16 protein-coding genes are annotated in these 20,142 nt (G+C 59.9%); all 16 read right to left on the bottom strand.

Translation table 11 applies throughout. From position 1 onward, the window contains the following. Positions 1–114 precede the first annotated feature (114 nt). Positions 115–849 (bottom strand): amino acid ABC transporter ATP-binding protein, encoded by a 735-nt coding sequence (locus AC1DHT_RS17490; RefSeq protein ID WP_427537682.1) that lies wholly within the window; start codon positions 847–849, stop codon positions 115–117. After that, the gene (locus tag AC1DHT_RS17485) at positions 842–1,801 is read right to left on the bottom strand and encodes an amino acid ABC transporter permease (RefSeq protein ID WP_477761415.1); all 960 of its coding nucleotides are present in this window, start codon (positions 1,799–1,801) and stop codon (positions 842–844) included. Before AC1DHT_RS17485 ends, AC1DHT_RS17490 begins: the two co-directional genes overlap by 8 nt. A 165-nt stretch (positions 1,802–1,966) precedes the next feature. Further along, positions 1,967–2,764, bottom strand: coding sequence for a transporter substrate-binding domain-containing protein (locus AC1DHT_RS17480; protein WP_427537679.1), 798 nt, complete (start codon positions 2,762–2,764; stop codon positions 1,967–1,969). Positions 2,765–2,976: 212 nt separating this feature from the next. Next, positions 2,977–5,547, bottom strand: a complete 2,571-nt coding sequence (mdoH, locus tag AC1DHT_RS17475; protein ID WP_427537676.1) for a glucans biosynthesis glucosyltransferase MdoH — start codon at positions 5,545–5,547, stop codon at positions 2,977–2,979. Beyond that, positions 5,540–7,315 carry a glucan biosynthesis protein G gene (locus AC1DHT_RS17470; protein WP_427537673.1) on the bottom strand — a complete coding sequence of 592 codons (1,776 nt, stop codon included), beginning with the start codon at positions 7,313–7,315 and terminating at the stop codon, positions 5,540–5,542. Before AC1DHT_RS17470 ends, mdoH begins: the two co-directional genes overlap by 8 nt. A 277-nt stretch (positions 7,316–7,592) precedes the next feature. Beyond that, a complete protein-coding gene (gene dtd / locus AC1DHT_RS17465) occupies positions 7,593–8,030 on the bottom strand; it encodes a D-aminoacyl-tRNA deacylase (RefSeq protein WP_427537670.1) in 438 nt (145 codons plus the stop codon). Then, positions 8,027–8,998 (bottom strand): prolyl aminopeptidase, encoded by a 972-nt coding sequence (gene pip / locus AC1DHT_RS17460; RefSeq protein ID WP_427537667.1) that lies wholly within the window; start codon positions 8,996–8,998, stop codon positions 8,027–8,029. Before pip ends, dtd begins: the two co-directional genes overlap by 4 nt. Positions 8,999–9,102: 104 nt before the next feature. After that, positions 9,103–10,038, bottom strand: a complete 936-nt coding sequence (locus AC1DHT_RS17455; protein WP_427537664.1) for an alpha/beta hydrolase — start codon at positions 10,036–10,038, stop codon at positions 9,103–9,105. A 100-nt stretch (positions 10,039–10,138) separates the two neighbouring features. Continuing rightward, entirely contained in the window at positions 10,139–11,086 is a 948-nt protein-coding gene (locus tag AC1DHT_RS17450; protein ID WP_427537661.1) for a choline ABC transporter substrate-binding protein, read from the bottom strand. 251 nt (positions 11,087–11,337) lie between these two features. Next, positions 11,338–12,141 carry an N-formylglutamate deformylase gene (gene hutG / locus AC1DHT_RS17445; RefSeq protein WP_427537658.1) on the bottom strand — a complete coding sequence of 268 codons (804 nt, stop codon included), beginning with the start codon at positions 12,139–12,141 and terminating at the stop codon, positions 11,338–11,340. Between the two features lie 10 nt (positions 12,142–12,151). Next, on the bottom strand, positions 12,152–13,357 hold the full coding sequence (gene hutI, locus AC1DHT_RS17440; RefSeq protein ID WP_427537655.1) for an imidazolonepropionase: 1,206 nt from the start codon (positions 13,355–13,357) through the stop codon (positions 12,152–12,154). 16 nt (positions 13,358–13,373) lie between these two features. Beyond that, a complete protein-coding gene (locus AC1DHT_RS17435) occupies positions 13,374–14,780 on the bottom strand; it encodes an amino acid permease (RefSeq protein ID WP_427537652.1) in 1,407 nt (468 codons plus the stop codon). A gap of 296 nt (positions 14,781–15,076) precedes the next feature. Further along, positions 15,077–16,609: a histidine ammonia-lyase gene (hutH, locus tag AC1DHT_RS17430; RefSeq protein WP_427537649.1), complete on the bottom strand. Its 1,533-nt coding sequence runs from the start codon at positions 16,607–16,609 to the stop codon at positions 15,077–15,079. A gap of 216 nt (positions 16,610–16,825) precedes the next feature. Then, on the bottom strand, positions 16,826–17,650 hold the full coding sequence (locus tag AC1DHT_RS17425; RefSeq protein ID WP_427537646.1) for a quaternary amine ABC transporter ATP-binding protein: 825 nt from the start codon (positions 17,648–17,650) through the stop codon (positions 16,826–16,828). Then, positions 17,647–18,498 carry an ABC transporter permease gene (locus AC1DHT_RS17420; RefSeq protein WP_145016663.1) on the bottom strand — a complete coding sequence of 284 codons (852 nt, stop codon included), beginning with the start codon at positions 18,496–18,498 and terminating at the stop codon, positions 17,647–17,649. The genes AC1DHT_RS17425 and AC1DHT_RS17420 overlap by 4 nt, the downstream gene beginning before the upstream one ends. A 170-nt stretch (positions 18,499–18,668) precedes the next feature. Next, entirely contained in the window at positions 18,669–20,135 is a 1,467-nt protein-coding gene (locus tag AC1DHT_RS17415; protein WP_427537643.1) for a purine-cytosine permease family protein, read from the bottom strand. Positions 20,136–20,142: the final 7 nt, after the last annotated feature.

Below are 20,142 nucleotides of genomic sequence, written 5' to 3'. Positions count from 1 at the left end.
TCGCGAGCAGGCTCGCTCCCACAGTGGCTTTTCGGTGTGTGCACTATTTGTGCTTCACACAGGACCAATGTGGGAGCGAGCCTGCTCGCGATAGCGGTCTGACAGGCGACGAGGTTATAGAACCTGCCGCAAAAACGCCTGCGCCCGCGGGTCCTTCGGCGCATCGAAGAACTCGGCCGGCGAGGCGTCTTCCAGCAGTTTGCCGTGATCGAAGAACAGCACCCGATCCGCAACTTCCCGCGCAAAGCCCATTTCGTGGGTCACGCAGACCATGGTCATGCCTTCCACAGCCAGGGTCTTCATCACGTCCAGTACTTCGCCGACCATTTCCGGGTCCAGCGCCGACGTCGGCTCATCGAACAACATCACTTTAGGTTCCATGGCCAGCGCCCGGGCAATCGCTACCCGCTGTTGCTGACCGCCAGAGAGCCGCGACGGAAACTCGTGGGCCTTCTGCGCGATGCCGACCTTTTCCAGCAAGGCCAGGGCCTTGGCCTCGCGCTCCTGCTTGCCGCGCTTGCGCACGACTTTCTGCGCCAGGCAGAGGTTTTCCAGCACGGTCATGTGCGGGAACAGATTGAAGTGCTGGAACACCATCCCGACTTCGCGGCGGTAAGCGTTGACGTCGGTTTTCGGGTCCGCCAGTTGCAGACCGTCGATGCTCACCGAGCCCGAGTCGAATGCTTCCAGGCCATTCAGGCAGCGCAGAAAGGTCGACTTGCCGGAACCGGACGGGCCGATCACCACCAGCACTTCGCCCTTGGCCACTTGGGTGGTGACGTTGTCGACCGCACGGACCACTAGGCCGCGGGTGTCGAAGACTTTTACCAGATCGCGGACTTCAATCAMTTTGCGCGAGCCTCCGCTCAAGCCGGCTGGCGATTTTCGACAGCGGCAGGTTGATCAACAGGTACAGGCCCGCCACGCAAAACAGGATTTCGAACGGCGAGAACGAGGTGGTGATGACTTCACGGCCACTCTTGAGCAGCTCGGTAATAGCGATGACCGACACCAGCGAGGTGTCCTTGACCAGACTGATGAATTGCCCGGCCAACGGTGGCAGCACGCGCTTGAACGCTTGCGGCAACACCACGTGGCGCATCGACTGGCCAGCGCTCAATCCCAGCGAACGGGCAGCTTCGTTCTGCCCACGGGCAATCGACTGCACGCCGGAACGAATGATCTCGGCCACATAGGCACCGGTGAACAGCGACAGTGCGGCGATCCCGGCAAATTCGCGGGACAGGTTGAGCACCGTACCGATGAAGAAGTAGAAGATAAAGATCTGCACCAGCAGCGGCGTGCCGCGCACCAGTTCGATGTAGACGGTCGACAGGTCGCGCAGGGTCGGGTTGTTCGACAGCCGGCAGAGGCCAGTCGCCAGGCCGATCAGCAGCCCGAGCACGCCCGACACCAGCGACAGCCACAACGTTGTCCACAGGCCCCACAACAGCGGTCCTGCCGCCCAATGCCGGGTCACGCCAACCACATCGCCTTCCGCCACGTCGTCGCCACGGGCCACTTGCAGGCTGTTGTCATCAACGCTCAGCAGTTGTTCGACCCCGGCGTCATTGCGCAGGGTCACTTCGGCCTTGCCGCCAGTGCGCACCAGCTCGCTGACGGTGGAAATGTCAGCGGCACGCTGGGTCTCTTCGGCCTGATAGGCGAAATACTGCGGCACGCGGTTCCAGCGCCATTCGTAAGACATCAGCGAGGTGGCGTAGTACAAGGCGCCAGCCATGCCGATCAGCACCAGCACGGTCAGTACGTGCCAGGGCCATTGGGCTTTTTTCTGTTTCATTAGCTTTGAGAGTTCCGAATTCTGTGTTGCCAGGAAAACTGCCATCGCGAGCAGGCTCGCTCCCACATTGGACCGAGTCGTCAATAAATACGCAGTCAATTGTGGGAGCGAGCCTGCTCGCGATTGGAGCGGCGCGGTGTCATTGACACCCCGCCGCAATCAGCCTTATTCCATGTCCTTGAGCCAGCCGGAGTCTTTGAACCACTTGTCATGGATGCGATCGTAGGTGCCGTCTTCGTGGATCTGGTGCAGGAAGTTGTTGATGAAGTTGATACTGTCGTAGTCACCCTTCTTCAGACCGAACGCCAGTGGCTCGTAGGTGAACGGCTTGTCGAGGAACACCAGTTTGCCGTTGCCGACCTTGTTCACTGCCACGACGTTGTAGGGCGCGTCATAGATGAAGGCGTCAGCCTTGCCGTTGACCACGTCGAGCACGGCTTCCTGCTCGTTGTCGTAGCCGTGGTACTTGGCTTTCGAGATCAGCTTCTTCGCGACCATTTCGCCGGTGGTGCCGAGCTTGGAGGTGATGCGGTAGTCCGCGGTGTTCAGGTCTTTGTAGGAGGTGATGGTGCCTTCCAGTTCCTTGCGGATCAGCAATGTCTGACCGACCACGATGAATGGTTCGCTGAAATTCAGGCGCAAGTTGCGTTCCTGGGTCAGGGTCATGCCGCTGCCGATCATGTCGAACTTGTCGGTCATCAGGGCCGGGATGATCCCGTCGTAGCCGGTGGAGACCATCTCCAGCTTGACGCCCATGGCCTTGGCCATGGCTTTGAGGATGTCGACTTCGAAGCCGATGATCTCGCCACGCTTGTTGGTCATTTCAAACGGCATGTAGGTCGGGTCCATGCCGACTTTCAGCGTGCCACGCTTGACTGCGTCGTCGATGGCGCCGGCGTGCGCCGCGTTGACGGCAACCAGTGCCGTGACGCCGAGCAGCAGCATCGAGAGATACTTCTTCATCATCAACTCCCCTAACCCATAGTGTTGTCAGGCGCACAAAAAGCCGATTTTCTTTTTAAAACCGGCAGTTACGGACAGAAAGTTGTCCGGGCGCACAAAGAGGGTGGCGATGCTAACGCACTCGTCCGTTTGCACAAGGGGGCAGAAGGGGATTTGTTGTTTGCTGATCACTCACGCAAAAAAAAGCCCCGCTCGGTAGCGGGGCTTTTTCATCAGGCCGGTTGTGCCTGTGCGCTCAGCGGTCTGAGCGGTAACAGCGGTGCATGAGGATCGGCTTTCACCGACGCTCGCCAGGCACCCAGCCACTCGGCGTGACCTTCGCTCCAGACCTGCTCATGCAGGCGACCCAGTGCCACCGGATCGCTCAGCAATTGCAGGCGTTCATGGTTGTTCAATCCGGCAGGGCCGGCTTTCAGCGCATGGCGAACCCGTTCGATACGCAGCCACTCGATCGGTTCGGCCTGACCGTGACGCGACGTCGCCAGCGCGCATGCCAGGGCATTCTGCTGCGGATCGACCACGGCGCGGATGAAGCCGTCGTTCAGTGCGTGCCAACGGTTTTCGTGGGTGTACTGATCGGTTGCCAGCAAGGCTTGCGGCGGTGCGTATTCCTCAGGGATCAGGAACAGGCTTTCGTCGCGGGACTTGAGGCCCAGCTTCACGCGGCTGGAGATCACCGACACCGGGATCGACAGCATCAACGAACCGACGATCGGTACCAGCCACCAGAGGAAACTCGGGTTCAGCCAGACCACCAGCAAAGCCCAGAAAAAGCCCAGCAAGGTTTGCGGACCATGGCGGCGCACCGCTTCGCTCCACGGTGTGGAGTCGTCGTCACGTTGTGGCGAGTTCCAGGTCGCTGCCCAGCCGAGGAACGCGGCGAGTACGAAACGGGTGTGGAAGATCATCCGCACTGGCGCCAGCAGCATGGAGAACAACATCTCCAGCAGCATCGACAGGGTCACCTTGAACTTGCCGCCGAACTCTTTCGCGCCCTTGGCCCAGATCAGGATGATGCTCAGCAACTTCGGCAGGAACAGCAGCACGATGGTTGTCGAGAACAGCGCAACAGCCTTGTCCGGGTGCCATTGTGGCCACAGCGGATACAGCTGTCGTGGCTCCATGAAGTACTGCGGCTCCATCAGCGTGTTGACCGCCAGCAGCGCCGTCGACAGCACCAGGAAGAAGAACCACAGCGGCGCCGACAGGTACGACATCACGCCGGTCAGGAACACCGCGCGGTGCACCGGGTGCATGCCCTTGACCAGGAACAGCCGGAAGTTCATCAGGTTGCCGTGGCACCAGCGACGGTCACGCTTGAGTTCGTCGAGCAGGTTCGGCGGCAGTTCTTCGTAGCTGCCGGGCAGGTCGTAAGCGATCCACACGCCCCAGCCGGCACGGCGCATCAGCGCCGCTTCAACGAAGTCGTGGGAAAGGATCGCCCCCGCGAATGCGCCTTTACCGGGCAACGGCGCCAGGGCGCAGTGCTCGATGAACGGCTTCATGCGGATGATCGCGTTGTGGCCCCAGTAGTGGGATTCGCCCAACTGCCAGAAGTGCAGGCCGGCGGTAAACAGCGGACCGTATACCCGCGTGGCGAACTGCTGCATGCGCGCATACAGCGTGTCCATGCCCGAGGCACGTGGCGCGGTCTGAATGATCCCGGCGTCCGGCGTGGCTTCCATCAAGCGCACCAGACTGGTCAGGCATTCACCGCTCATCACGCTGTCGGCATCGAGTACGACCATGTATTTGTAATCACCGCCCCAACGACGGCAGAAGTCGTCGAGGTTGCCGCTCTTGCGTTTCACACGACGGCGACGGCGGCGATAGAAAATCCTGCCAAAGCCCTTGGCTTCGCGGCAGACATCCAGCCAGGCTTGCTGCTCGGCAACGCAGATATCGGTGTCGTTACTGTCACTGAGGACAAAGAAGTCGAAGCGATCCAGGTCACCGGTGGCGGCGACCGACTCGAAGGTCGCACGCAAACCGGCGAACACCCGCGGTACGTCTTCGTTGCAGATCGGCATCACCAATGCAGTGCGAGCGTCCTTGGGAATCGGCTCGTTGCCAGCGCTGGCGCCGGAAATACGGTACTTGTCGTGCCCGGTGAGCAACTCGAGGAAGCCCATCAGTGCCGTCCAGAAACCGGCCGATACCCAGCAGAACAGAATCCCGAACAGAATCAGGATGCTGGTTTGCAAGGCATAGGGCAGCACTTGCGTGGCAGTCTGGAGCAGCGGTTGGTGCAGGACTTCGTTGAGGTCGACGAACGACCAGCCCTGGTACGGCATGATGCCTTTCATGTACCAGCCCGCGACGATGGTCTGGCCCAGCATCAACACCAGCAGGATGTAGCGGCGGATCGAACCGACAGTGCGCCAGCGAGCCGCCGGCAGCACGCGCTCATCCTTCGGTGGTGCCGGAGGATTGGTGCGACCGGTCAGGCGACGCCAGCCACGCACCAGGATATTGGTACGCCATGGCTCGGGCACGACCTTGGTCCGACGAATCGGCGGGGTTGCCTTCAGGCACACACGACCGGCGGCGTCGAGCGCCAACATCTCGGCTTCTTCCAGCTCCTCGGCGGAGTTGAGGGTCAGCCGGCGACCGACCGAAGCCTGGTTCGCTTCGCCCGGTGCGTCGAAGGTCGGCGACGACAGGCGCTCATGCAGTTCGCTGAAAGATGTGCAGCCCGCAAGTTCTGCGCGCTGCTCATCGGTCATTGGCAAATGTGCCAGATACTCGTTGAGAGTTTCTGGCTGTGCTTGGGAATTACTCATCGGCTGGCAACTGGTAGCTCCAGGTCTCGGTCAGCACTTGTTCAGTCTTGGCTGCATCCGGGGCAGGAGGTGTGGCAGGGGCTGCTTCGGCAGCGGCAGGCTGCTTGGCGTCTTTGTCTTTCGCGTCCTTGGATTCCTTTTCTTTCTTCTCGAGTTGCTTGGCGGCGATCTTGTCGGCCTTGGCAATGGAAGAATTGGCGTATGGCACCGAGGCCTTGGCCGGCTCAGGGGAGGCGATTTCCTTGACCAGCGCAGCACGCATCTCGGTGGATTTGCTTGGGTCCTTGATCTTCATGCGCAGGGTCAAACGCCAGCCCTGGGTTTCAGGGTTGTAGCGCACGCTGTTCTCGACCACTTCGGCGTTGTCGCCAACACTGACCTGGCTGTGAACCGGTGCATCTTCCGGCAGTGCCTTGAGGGACGGGCCTGTGAAGTCCACCAGGTAGGCAACGCTGCCATCTGGCTGACGAATCAGGTTGGACTGTTTCACGTCACCGGTGGAACGCAGGGTCTGTTGAACCCAGGCGCTGTCCGCCGAATGCAAGGCAGCTTCGTCGATGGTCCAGTGCAGACGATAGGCGAAGTCCAGCGGCTGACCAGGCTCAGGCAGTTTTTCCGGGCTCCAGAAGGCAACGATGTTGTCGTTGGTTTCGTCGGCAGTCGGGATCTCTACGAGGTCGACAGTACCTTTGCCCCAGTCGCCCTGTGGCTCGATCCAGGCGCTTGGGCGCTTGTCGTAGCGGTCATCGAGGTCTTCGTAGTGGCTGAAGTCACGGCCACGTTGCAGCAGGCCGAAACCACGCGGGTTCTCAACCGAAAAGTTGCTGACGGCCAGGTGTTTCGGGTTGTTCAACGGGCGCCAGATCCACTCGCCGTTACCGGCATGGATCGACAGGCCGCTGGAGTCGTGCAGTTCGCGACGGTAGTTGAGCACTTTCGACGGCTGGTTGGCGCCGAACAGGAACATGCTGGTCAGTGGCGCGATGCCCAGTTTGCTGACCTTGTCACGCAGGAACATCTGCGCCTTGACGTCGACAATGGTGTCGCTGCCCGGACGCAGGGTCAGGCGGTAGGCGCCGGTGGCACGCGGCGAGTCCAGCAGGGCGTAGATCACCAGGTGCTTGTCGGTCGGCTTGGGTTGCTCGATCCAGAACTCGGTAAAGCGCGGAAACTCTTCACCGGACGGCAACGCAGTGTCGATCGCCAGGCCACGGGCGGACAGGCCATAGGTGTGGCCTTTGCCGACGACGCGGAAGTAACTCGCGCCGAGCATGGTCATGATTTCGTCTTGCTTGTCGGCCTTGTTGATCGGGTACAGCACACGGAAGCCGGCATAACCCAGCTTTTCGGTGGATTTAGGATCGAACTTCACGTCGCCGAAATCGAAACGACTTGGGTCGTACTTGATCTCTTCAACGTTGTTGGCGGTGATTTCGTTGATCTTCACCGGCGTGTCGAAGTGCATGCCCTGGTGATAGAACGACAGCTTGAACGGGGTTTTCTGGTCGGCCCATTCGGCTTTTTCGGTCAGGAAACGAATTTTCTGATAATCCGCGAATTTCATCTCACGGAATTCGTTCGGCAGATTGCTGCGCGGGGCTTCGTATTTTTGCCCGGCCAGCTCTTTTGCCTTGGCCGACACATCATCCAGATTGAATGCCCAAAGCTGGCCAGCGCTGAGCAGGCAAAGCAAAGCAGAGCCCGTCACCAGTGCGTTTCGTAACCGTTTGGCAGACAATTTTGGTGCATTACAGGGACTAACAATCACGAGCAACCCTCGCCGAAAACAGATCAAAAAACCAACGGCCAGCTATCTATATGCCAGGTTGGCGAGCATTGTTCCGACTCCGATGGGGCTAAATGATTCCCCAAACGGTCGCGGACAAGTCTCTACCTAAGTCAAAAATGGGCCAACGAACGCTGATCCCCGTAGCGCGGGATTATCTAGTAGGCCGCGTTACAACGCATCAGGGGTAACAAAGTATTTATCGCGAAAAACCCCTGTTTTCGACCGAAACACGCCTGAAAAGATGTTTCAAGCGTCTTCAGGTCTGTAACAGGAAGGTTACCGGGCCATCATTGACCAGATGCACCTGCATGTCTGCGCCAAATCTACCTGATGCCACTTTGCCATGTAACTGCTGCGCTTTGGTCAATATATAGCCAAAAAGCTCTTCTCCGAGTGCCGGTGGGGCCGCGGTAGAAAAGCTCGGACGCAAACCATTTTTGGTATCGGCGGCCAGGGTGAACTGCGAGACCAACAGCAAACCACCGCCGACATCGGCCAAGGACAGATTCATCTTGCCCTCGACATCACTGAATACCCGATAGTTAAGCAGCTTATGCAGGAGTTTGTCGGCGCTGGCCCGTGTGTCTTGCGGCTCGACCGCCACCAGCACCAGCAAACCCTGGTCTACAGCGCCAACAACCTCCCCCGCCACTTCGACGCGTGCATTTCGCACGCGTTGCAACAGGCCCTTCATGCTTCTTCAGGCGGTAAATCAAGCAAACGCCGGGCCATCTGGCTGGCCGCACGCACCAATGCATCGGTAATACCCGGTTCGGACGCTGCGTGCCCGGCATCGCGGATCACCTGCAGTTCGCTGTTCGGCCACGCCTGATGCAGTTCCCAGGCATTATCCAACGGGCAGATCACATCGTAACGGCCATGGACGATGACGCCTGGCAAATGGGCGATCTTGCTCATGTCGCGAATCAGCTGGTTCGGCTCGAGGAACGCGTTATTGGTGAAGTAGTGACATTCGATCCGGGCAATCGACAGTGCGCGCTGCGGCTCGGAGAAGCGGTCCACCACCATCGGGTTCGGCCGCAAGGTAGCCGTGCGGCCTTCCCAGGTCGACCAGGCCTTGGCCGCGTGCATCTGGGCAATCTGGTCGTTGCCGATCAGGCGCTTGTGGAATGCGCTGAGCAGGTCGTCGCGCTCGTCCAGCGGGATCGGCGCGATGTAGTCCTGCCAGTAATCCGGGAACAGACGGCTGGCGCCGGCCTGGTAGAACCATTCGATTTCCTGCGGGCGGCAGAGAAAGATCCCGCGCAGGATCAGACCGTGCACACGCTCCGGGTGGGTTTGTGCGTAGGCCAGGGCCAGGGTCGAACCCCAGGAGCCGCCGAACAGCACCCATTTCTCTATCCCCAGGTGCTGGCGAATCCGCTCAAGGTCGGCGACCAGATCCCAGGTGGTGTTGTTTTCGAGGTTGGCGTGGGGGGTGGAACGACCGCAGCCGCGCTGATCGAAGGTAACGATTCGGTACAGGTTCGGATCGAAGTAGCGCCGACTCTGCGCATCACAACCGGCCCCCGGGCCACCGTGAATGAACACCACCGGCAAACCTTCCGGTGAACCGCTTTCGTCGACGTACAGCGTATGTATTTCATCGACGGCCAGATCGTGCCGGGCGTGGGGTTTGATCTGCGGGTACAAAGTCTGCATTGCGCGCTCCGTAAGGGGTCGAGGTCATCCCTGGGGGGACTTCAATTATTCTGCCGTCCGGCATCATAAACCCGAATTACCTGAATGAGCATGCCCGCAAAAAATCAGACCTCGCTTACAAGAAACCGATGCAAATACGCCAACAGGTTTTCATAGAGCAGATCCACTTCCGCGACCTCGCCCCGGCCCCGCAAACACCCGTGAATCAGCCCTTTGCCTGAATACAGGTTGACCTCGCCCCCTGCGGCTTCAAGTCGCCGGGCATAACGGACGCCGTCGTCGCGTAGCGGGTCGAACTGAGCGACGGCAATCATCGTCGGCGGCAGACCGCTGAAATCATCGGCGAGCAATGGCATGGCGTAGGCCGGCGGCTGCCGCGTACCGCGCAAGTACAACGCGTGATAGCAGTCCAGGTCGCTGCTGCTGAGTAGCGGCGCATCAGCACATTCGCTGCGTGATGGAAGACTGGCGTCACCGCCCAGCCCTGGGTAAATCAGTACCTGAGCGCACGGCAAGCGCTCGCCCCGGTCGCGCAATGCCAGGCACAACGCGGCGGCAAGATTGCCACCGGCGCTGTCACCGGCCACCAGCATCCGCGTCGCGTCCAGCGCAAACCGGCTCGCCCCCGCACAGAGCGCTCGCCAGACGCTCAGGCAGTCATCGAACGCCGCCGGAAAGGGATGCTCCGGTGCCAGTCGGTAATCGACGGCTATCACCAGCACACCCAAAACCGCCGACAACTCGGTGCAGATGAAGTCGTGCGAATCCAGATCCCCCACGACCCAGCCACCGCCGTGCAGATAAAGGATGCACGGCCAACCCGAATCCGGCGGTGCCACCGCTGGCTGGTAAGACCGAACACCAACGCCTTCCAGCGTAAAGTCGGCGACCTCCAGCCCGTCCGGGCGGGCCGGAGTAAATGCCCGGCACATTTGACTGTAAGCCTGACGCAGCCCGTCCAGGCTGCTGTCAGGGCTGTTGAACCTGAGGGTTTTCTCGACAAATGCCGAGAGCTGCGGTGAAAGCGGGTAATCGGACATGCTGGAAAGACCTGGGTAGCAACGGGTGTAGACGATTCAGAGTCTGCATGTAACCTGTGGCAAGCGGGCTTGCCACAGGTTCCTGCGTTGGCTTTCGGGCCTATTTCAGGCTGGCTTGTACCGCCGCCACGCCATCCTTCTTGCCATCGAAACTGCTGACACCCGCCAACCAGCGCTGAAGATCCTCGGGATGGTCACGCAGCCATTGCCGGGCGACTTCCTGTGCGGTCTTGCGCTCCATGATCGGCACCATCAACTGGCTTTCCTGGGCGGCAGTGAACGTCAGGTTTTCCAACAGACGGTTCACGTTCGGGCAACGCTGGGCATAATCCGGCGCGGTCACGGTCGAGACCGTCGCCGCTCCTTCGTTAGGGCCGTACACATCCTCGCTGCCAGTCAGGTAGTTGATCTTCATGTTGATGTTCATCGGATGCGGGGTCCAGCCGACGAACACCACGAACTCCTTGCGATTGATTGCCCGCTGCACGGCGGCCAGCATGCCGGCCTCGCCGGATTCGATCAGCTTGAAGTCCTTGAGGCCAAAGTGATTGGTCTCGATCATGGTCTTGATGGTGGTGTTGGCGCCGCTGCCCGGCTCGATGCCGTAGATCTTGCCACCCAGCTGGTCTTTGAATCTGGCGATATCGCCGAAGGTTTTCAGGCCCGCTGCCGCGACATAGTCAGGCACCGCGAGGGTTGCCTGCGCATCAGACAGGCTGGGTTTGTCCATGACTTTGAGTTGATTGGCGGCGATGAACGGCGCGATGTTCTTGTCCATCGCGGGCTTCCAGTAGCCGAGGAAGATATCCAGGCGTTTGTCGCGGATGCCGGCGAAGATGATTTGCTGCACGGCGCTGGTTTGCTTGCTTTCGTAGCCAAGCCCGTTGAGCAAGACATCGGCCATGCCACTGGTGGCGATCACGTCGGTCCAGTTGACCACGCCCATGCGCACGGATTGGCAGGACGCCGGTTCGCTGGCAAAGGTGTTGGCGCTCAGAAGTGCGGTGCCGGTAAGGATTAACAGACAGCGGTTGAACAGTCGTTTCATCGGAAAGGCTCGCTCGGCAGCTGGTTATTGTGGGCCCGGTGTCTTCGTGCACCGTGCCCACAACGTTACTCAGCCAAGCGTGCACCAAAGCGCCCTGAGGCGACTGTGTTTTGCACAGTGGCGACTGTCCCACCACCCTGTGGCGAGGGAAGTTACCTTGTGGGAGCGAGCCTGCTCGCGATGGCGGACTGACAAGCAACAACTATGTTGAATGCAATGGCCTCATCGCGAGCAGGCTCGCTCCCACAGGGTTATGCGCCGTAGTGTTTCTGCCCCCAGGCCAGCAAGCCTTGCAGCAACTCCTTGAGCACCACCTGCGTCGGTGCCGCCAGGTCAGGCCGATAGCGGAACGGTTCGACCTCTTCCATGTAAGTGCACTGCCCCAACTCCAGCTGCACTGCGTGGATGTTTTCGGCCGGATTGCCGTAATGACGGGTGATGTGACCGCCCTTGAAACGCCCGTTGAGCACATGGCTGTAATCCGTGTGCCGGGCGCAGATCGCTTCGAGCTGGCTGGCCAGCTGTGGATCGCAACTGGCGCCGTTGAACGTGCCGAGGTTGAAGTCCGGCAACTTGCCGTCGAACAGGTGCGGGATCACCGAACGGATCGAATGCGCATCGAACAACAGCGCATAACCGAACTCGGCTTTCAACCGCGCGAGTTCTTGCTGCAGGGTGCTGTGGTACGGCGTCCAGACTTTCTCCAGGTAAGTCGCACGCTCCTGTGCAGACGGCTCCAGCCCTTCGCGGAACAACGGCACGCCGTCGAACAATGTCGCCGGGTACAGGCCAGTCGTCGCACCGATGTACAACGGCTTGTCGTCAGACGGCCGGTTAAGGTCGATGACGAACCGCGAATACTCGGCGGCCAGGGTGCTGGCGCCCAGCTCGGCGGCAAATTCGTAGAGCGTGGGAATATGCCAGTCAGTGTCCGGCAGGCTTTGTGCCTCGGGAATCAAACCGGCTTCAACCGCAGGCGTCAGACGCACGCCAGCGTGAGGCATGCTGATCAGCAGCGGCACCCGGCCTTGTTTGAAGTTCAGAACCTTATCCACAACTGTTCTCCTATAACTCGACTTCGACGCCGTGACGCACGACGCGTTTTTCCAGGTCACCGCCCAACCAGTACGACAGGTCGGCTGGGCGATCGATCTGCCAGGCCACGAAGTCAGCGACTTTGCCGACTTCGAGCGAGCCATGGGTTTGTTCCATGCCCAGTGCCTTGGCGGCGTGAATAGTCGCGCCGGCCAGCGCCTCTTCCGGAGTCATGCGGAAACAGGTGCAGGCCATGTTCAGCATCAACCGAACCGACAGCGCCGGCGAGGTGCCGGGATTGAGGTCGCTGGCAATGGCGATTTTCACGCCGTGCTTGCGCAAAGCATCCATCGGCGGCAATTGGGTTTCACGCAGGAAGTAGAAGGCTCCCGGCAGCAACACGGCAACAGTGCCGGAGGCCGCCATGGCGATGGCGTCCTCTTCGGTCATGAACTCCAGATGGTCGGCCGACAACGCGTGATAACGTGCCGCCAGGCTGGAACCGTGCAAGGACGACAATTGCTCGGCATGCAGCTTCACCGGCAAACCGAGTTGCTGCGCCGCGACGAACACCCGCTCGACCTGCGCAGGCGAAAACGCCAGGTATTCGCAGAACGCATCCACCGCATCGACCAGGCCTTCGGCGGCCAGCGCCGGCAGCATTTCGCTGCAGATATGGTCGATGTAGTCGTCGGCACGGTCGGCGTACTCTGGCGGCAAGGCGTGAGCGGCCAGGCAGGTGCTGCGCACACTGACCGGCAGTTCGGCGCCGAGGCGACGGATCACCCGCAGGATTTTCCGCTCACTGGCGAGGTCGAGGCCATAACCGGACTTCATCTCGATGCTGGTCACGCCGTCACGCAGCAAGCTTTTCAGGCGCTTCTTCGCACTGGCGAACAGCTCGTCCTCGGTCGCCGCACGCGTGGCGCGCACGGTGCTGGCGATGCCGCCACCGGCTGCTGCGATCTGCGCATAGCTCACGCCTTGCAGACGCTGCTCGAACTCGCCGCTGCGGTTGCCACCGAACACCGTGTGGGTGTGGCAGTCGATCAGGCCCGGGGTGACCCAGGCCCCCGCGAGGTCATGGACCTCGGGATATTCGCCGGACGGCAGCTCGCTACGTGGGCCGATCCACTCAATGTGCGCACCTGACGTCACGATGGCGGCATCCTCGATGATCGAGTAGGTGCCCTGCGCCATGCTTGCAACGTGGCAGTGTTGCCAGAGAGTTTTCATCCGAGGCCTCCGTTAGTTATCGATGAGAAAAAGAAGGATCACGCGCGACCAGGGCCGCCTGCCCTGCCGCCGGTTTGACCCACATCAGATAGGCCAGTACCAGCAACACGATCCAGACCACGCCGACGATCAGTGCCGCTTGGGTATCCGGGAAATAACCCAGCACGCCGAAGACAAACAGCATGAAGGCAATTGCCGCCATCGGTGCATAGGGCCAGAACGGTACCGGGAATTTCAGCTGCGCGACTTGCTCGGCGGTCATGGAGCGACGCATCGCCACCTGAGTGAACAGAATCATCAGCCAGACCCAGACGGTAGCAAAGGTCGCAATGGAAGCGATCAGCAGAAAGACGTTTTCCGGGATCAGGTAGTTCAGCAACACGCCCAGCAGCAGCGCGACACTCATCACCACCACGGTCATCCATGGCACGCCATTTCGCGACAGGCGGGCGAAGCCTTTCGGTGCGTGCCCTTGCTGGGCCAGACCGAACATCATGCGGCCAGCGCCGAAAATGTCACTGTTGATCGCCGAAATCGCCGCCGTAATCACCACAATATTAAGGATGGTGGCCGCCGAGCTGATCCCCAGCTTATCGAAGATCTGTACAAACGGGCTGCCCTGGCTACCGATCTGCTGCCAAGGAAAGATCGACATCAGCACCAGCATCGTCAGCACGTAGAACAGCAGAATCCGCAACGGTACGGCGTTGATCGCACGAGGCAACACGTGCTGCGGGTCTTTGGCCTCACCGGCGGTGACGCCAATGATTTCAATACCGCCAAACGCAAACATCACCACCGCGAACGAAGCGATCAGACCGCCCATGCCATTGGGCATGAAGCCGCCTTGGGTCCAGAGATTGCTGATGTCGGTCACCTGGCCAGGGGCCGTGCTGATACCGAACAGCATGATGCCGAAGCCCCCGAGGATCATCGCAACGATGGCGGCGACCTTGAGCAGCGACAGCCAGAACTCCATTTCACCGAAGACTTTGACGTTGCACAGGTTCAAGCCGCCGACGATGGAAACGACGCCCAGTACCCAAATCCAGCGAGAGACTTCCGGGAACCAGAAGCCCATGTAAATACCGAACGCAGTGACGTCGGCCATGCCGACGATGACCATTTCGAAGGCGTAGGTCCATCCCAGGATGAAGCCTGCCATCGGTCCCAGGTAAGTGCTGGCGTATTGACCGAAAGAACCTGCGACCGGGTTGTGCACAGCCATTTCGCCAAGGGCGCGCATGACCATGAACACCGCTGCGCCACCAATCAGGTACGCAAGCAGCACCGCAGGACCGGCCATCTGGATGGCCGAGGCAGAACCGTAAAACAGCCCGGTGCCGATCGCCGACCCCAGTGCCATGAAGCGAATATGTCGGGCAGATAGCCCGCGTTTCAAGCCGTTCTCTGGCTTTTGCATTTCTCGTCCTTAGTTGTTCTTGTCGGAGAAGATTGATGAGGGATGTAGGGCCTTGAACAGATTCGGCATTTGTACTTGCCTCAAGATCCTCCCTCACCCTAACCCTCTCCCCCAGAGGGGCGAGGGGACTGACTGCGAGTTGCTTTCGAGGTACTGCGACCTGAGATTATGAGTCGAACTCAGGCTCCGAACACAACGAGGATCGGCTCCCTTCCCCCTCTCCCCCTTGGGGAGAGGGCTGGGGTGAGGGGTGGATTTAGAGGGCGAAGACATCTTGGCCCTCCCCCCTCAGACCATTACAGACTAGGCAGCAACTTCGCCATTACCAGCTCATTCAAGCAACGCGAAGCCAGCAGTTCGCTCGCGGCGTTGATGTCCGGTGCAAAGAAACGGTCCTTCTCGTAGAACGGTACTTTGGCGCGCAGGGTGCTGCGAGCTTTTTCCAGTTTCGACGAAGTCTTCAGACCGTCGCGCAGGTCCAGGCCCTGGCAGGCTGCCAACCACTCGACAGCCAGAACACCGCGAGTGTTTTCAGCCATTTCCCACAGACGCTTGCCAGCGGCAGGTGCCATGGAAACGTGGTCTTCCTGGTTGGCGGACGTCGGCAGGCTGTCTACCGAATGCGGATGCGCCAGTGCCTTGTTTTCGCTGGCCAGAGCCGCCGCGGTCACCTGGGCGATCATGAAGCCGGAGTTCACGCCACCGTTGGCCACCAGGAACGGTGGCAGTTGCGACATGTGCTTGTCCATCATCAGCGAGATGCGACGCTCGCTCAGGGAACCGATTTCAGCGATGGCCAGGGCCATGTTGTCGGCCGCCATGGCAACCGGTTCGGCGTGGAAGTTACCGCCGGAGATCACGTCACCTTCAGCTGCGAAGACCAACGGGTTATCCGACACGGCGTTGGCTTCGATCGCCAACACTTCAGCGGCCTGACGGAACTGAGTCAGGCAGGCGCCCATGACTTGCGGCTGACAGCGCAGCGAGTACGGGTCCTGAACCTTTTCGCAGTTCTCGTGCGAATCGGAAACCTGGCTGCGCTCGCCCAGCAGGTCGCGGTAAGCGGCAGCAGCATCGATCTGGCCTTTTTGACCACGGGCAGCATGAATGCGAGCGTCGAATGGCGAGCGCGAGCCCAGCACGGCTTCAACGGTCAGACCGCCAAGGGCCAGGGCACCAGCGAACAGGTCTTCGCCTTCGAACAGGCCACGCAGTGCATAAGCGGTGGACACCTGAGTGCCGTTAAGCAGTGCCAGACCTTCTTTGGCCGCCAGGGTCAGCGGTTGCAGGCCTGCGACTTTCAGCGCTTCAGTTGCTGGCAGCCATTCACCTTTGTAACGGGCCTTGCCTTCGCCCAGCAGTACCAGCGACATGTGGGCCAGAGGCGCCAGGTCACCGGAAGCACCGACCGAACCTTTCAACGGAATGTGTGGGTAAACCTCAGCGTTGATCAAGGCGATCAGCGCGTCGATCACCACCCGGCGAATACCGGAGAAACCACGGCTCAGGCTGTTGACCTTGAGCACCATGATCAGACGCACCAGAGCGTCGCTGATTGGCTCGCCAACACCGGCAGCGTGGGACAACACCAGCGAGCGCTGGAGGTTTTCCAGGTCTTCGCTGGCAATGCGGGTCGAAGCCAGCAGGCCGAAACCGGTGTTGATGCCGTACGCGGTACGGTTTTCCACGAGGATCTGTTCCACGCAGGCAACACTGGCTTCGATCTGGGCGGAGGCACTGTCGTCGAGACGGACGTTGACCGGTTGCTGATAAACAGCGCGCAGTTGGGCAAGACTCAGTTGGCCAGGGATAAGATTCAGAGCAGTCACATTTATTCTCCTTTTGAGAGTTTTTATGCTCTTTATATAAGAGCAGTTAACTAACCAGACGCTCCGGATGATTCCGTTGTCCGTCGCTGCCCGCTTCTTGAGGGGGTGGCGCCTTGGCACGCTGGCTTTTGTAGAAATCAGTACAGCTTGGGTCACGCGGTTTACAGCAGTATCGGGTCTTTCAAAATCAATTCAGTCTGGAACATGGCAACTCTCCTAAACCACCGCCGCACGCCGCTGGACAAACCGGTCGACGTATTCATCGGCCGGCGAGTGAAGGATCTCTTTCGGCGTGCCGACCTGGATCAACTGCCCATCCTTGAGAATCGCAATCCGGTTGCCAATACGCACGGCCTCATCGAGGTCGTGGGTGATGAACACGATGGTCTTGTGCAGCGTCTGTTGCAGTTCGAGCAACTGGTCCTGCATCTCGGCGCGGATCAGCGGGTCAAGGGCACTGAAGGCTTCATCCATCAGGATGATGTCAGTGTCCGCCGCCAAGGCGCGGGCCAGGCCCACACGCTGACGCATACCGCCAGACAGTTGATGCGGGTATTTGTTTTCGTAGCCTTGAAGGCCCACGGTGTTGATCCAGTGTTGCGCGCGCTCGGCGCACACTTGCTTGCTTTCACCACGCACTTTCAAACCGTAGGCGACGTTGTCCAGTACGTTCTTGTGGGGCAACAGGCCGAAGCTCTGGAACACCATGCTGATCTTGTGCCGACGAAATTCGCGCAGGGCTTCCATGTCGTATTGCAGGATGTCCACGCCGTCCACCAGGATCACGCCGCTGGTCGGGTCGATCAGGCGGTTGATGTGCCGCACCAGTGTCGACTTGCCGGAACCCGACAGGCCCATGATCACGAATATCTCGCCGGTAGCGATGCTCAGTGACAGATCATTCACGCCAATCACGCAGCCGGTCTCGGCCAGTACCTGATCCTTGCTCTTGTTCTGTCGGATCATGTTCAGCGCATCGGCCGAACGGTTACCGAAAATCTTGAAAACGTTTTTGACTTCGATCTTGGCGGCGCTGTTCATTGGCTCACCTCATGCCGCGGACGACCGTAGGCTTGGGTAATCCGGTCAATGACCACCGCCAGAATCACGATCGCCAGACCGGCTTCAAGACCGCGTCCGACATTAAGGGTCTGGATCCCCACCAGCACGTCTTCACCCAGGCCACGCGCACCGATCATCGAGGCGATCACCACCATCGACAGGGCCATCATGGTGGTCTGATTGATCCCGGCCATAATGCTCGGCAGCGCCAGCGGCAGTTGCACGCCAAACAGTTGCTGCCAACGGTTGGCGCCGAAGGCATTGATCGCCTCCATGACTTCGCGATCGACCTGGCGAATGCCCAGATCGGTCAGGCGAATCAGCGGCGGTACAGCGTAGATCACCGTGGCGAAAATCGCCGGGACCTTGCCCAGACCGAACAGCATCAGCACCGGGATCAGGTACACGAAGCTGGGCATGGTCTGCATGATGTCGAGCAGCGGCATCAACACTGAACGCAGGCGATTGCTGCGCGCCGACAAAATGCCCAACGGAATGCCGATCAGCACCGAAATAACCGTCGCCACCAGCATCAGTGCCAACGTTTGCATGAGCTTGTCCCAGAGGCCGACAGCGCCCACCAGGAACAGCAAACCAACGATCACCGCCGTCGTCACCAGCTTGCGGGTCGCGTGCCAGGCAATGCCGGCAACAATCACCAGCATCAACCACCACGGCGCCGCACGCAGCAGGCCTTCGAGGTTGACGATGGCCCAGAGCAAGGTGTCGGAGATGTGGCGGAACACATCCCCGTAATTGACGACCAGCGAATCAACCCAGACGTTGACCCGGTCGGCGATGGAAAAGGTGAAGCTTTCGGGAAACATAAGAGACTCTCAATCAAGTGGATGTAGCGAACGTCCCGGCCAGCCTCTCGGTTAGCCGGGAGGTATCTGCCTACAGTTCCGCGTTGATTTTCCTGGCAGTGTCGGTAGTGACCCGCAACTGCCAGATCTCAGGATGTGCCTTCACGAAGATCTTCGCCAGTTTCGTCCAGTCAGATTGCTGCAACGCTATCCGCCCCACTTGTTTTCACTTTTACCGCGTCGCCCTGCTCAACCGGCAGTATCAGGCGATCGGGTACTGCGCTATGCCACTTCTTGGCAGCGAAGTAGTACATCGCTGCCGGGACCACCAGGCCAATGATCCACGAGATGTCGGTATCACCGAGGCTTGCGACCAGAGGGCCAGTGTAGAAGTGGGTGGAAATGAACGGCATTTGAATCAACACGCCGAACACGTAAATGCTGATGCCCATGATGTTCCAGCGACCGTAGCGACCCTCGGGGTTGGACAGTGCCGGAATGTCATAGCGTTCTTTGGTGATGCAGTAGAAGTCCACCAGGTTGATCGCGCTCCATGGCGTGAAGAACGCCAGCAGGAACAGGATGAACGCAGAGAATTCCTTGAGGAACGAGTCCTTGCCAAGCAATGCCAGAGCCGCGGCAAGCGACACCATGATGAAGATGTACAGCAGACGCACACCGCTTCCAATGTGGCGGCTGCCACGGAAGCCACTGATGATCGTCGCGATCGACATGAAGCTGCCGTAGGCGTTCAAGGTGGTCACAGTGACTTTGCCGAAAGCCACGGCGAAGTACAGCAGTGCCGCGACAACCCCGGTACCGCCCAGGCTGACGATGAACGACACCTCGTGGTGAGCGAACTGCGAACCGGCCAGGGCTGCGGCGAAGACGCCGAAGACCATCGACGCCTGTGCACCGATCACCGAACCCAGGCCAACGGCCCAGAAGGTTTTCGACGCCGAGGTGCTGCGCGGCAGGTAACGCGAGTAGTCCGCCACATAAGGGCCGAACGCGATCTGCCAGGACGCCGACAGCGACACCGCCAACAGGAAACTCGCCACCGAGAAGTGCTTGTTGCCCAGCAATGCGCCGATGTCGTTACCGGCCAAAAGTTTGTAGAACAGGTAGATGAACGCCACCACGCCCAGCACACTGGCGACCCGGCCGATGCCGTGGATCACCCGATAGCCGAAGATGGTGAAGACCATGATCGAGCCGGCGAACAGCGTGATACCGACCCAGTCTTCGACGTGCAGCAACTGCGCGACCGCCTGCCCTGCCAGCAAGGATCCGCTGGCCGAGAAGCCGATGTACATCAGGCACACCAGCACCAGCGGAATCACCGCCCCATACACGCCAAACTGCACACGGCTGGAGATCATTTGCGGCAAACCGAGTTGCGGACCTTGCGCGGCGTGCAGCGCCATGACGCCACCGCCGAGCAATTGGCCGATCAGCAAACCGATCAACGACCAGAACACATCCCCGCCCAGTACCACCGCCAAAGCACCCGTCACAATCGCGGTGATTTGCAGGTTGGCACCCAACCACAGGGTGAACTGACTCAATAGACGACCGTGTCTTTCCGCTTCCGGGATGTAGTCGATCGACCGCTTCTCGATCAACGGTTTACTGCGTGCACGATCATCATTAGCCATGGGTCAA

The organism is Pseudomonas sp. 05N432 (genome assembly GCF_056396945.1).
This window is presented reverse-complemented; position numbering and strand designations above follow the sequence as displayed.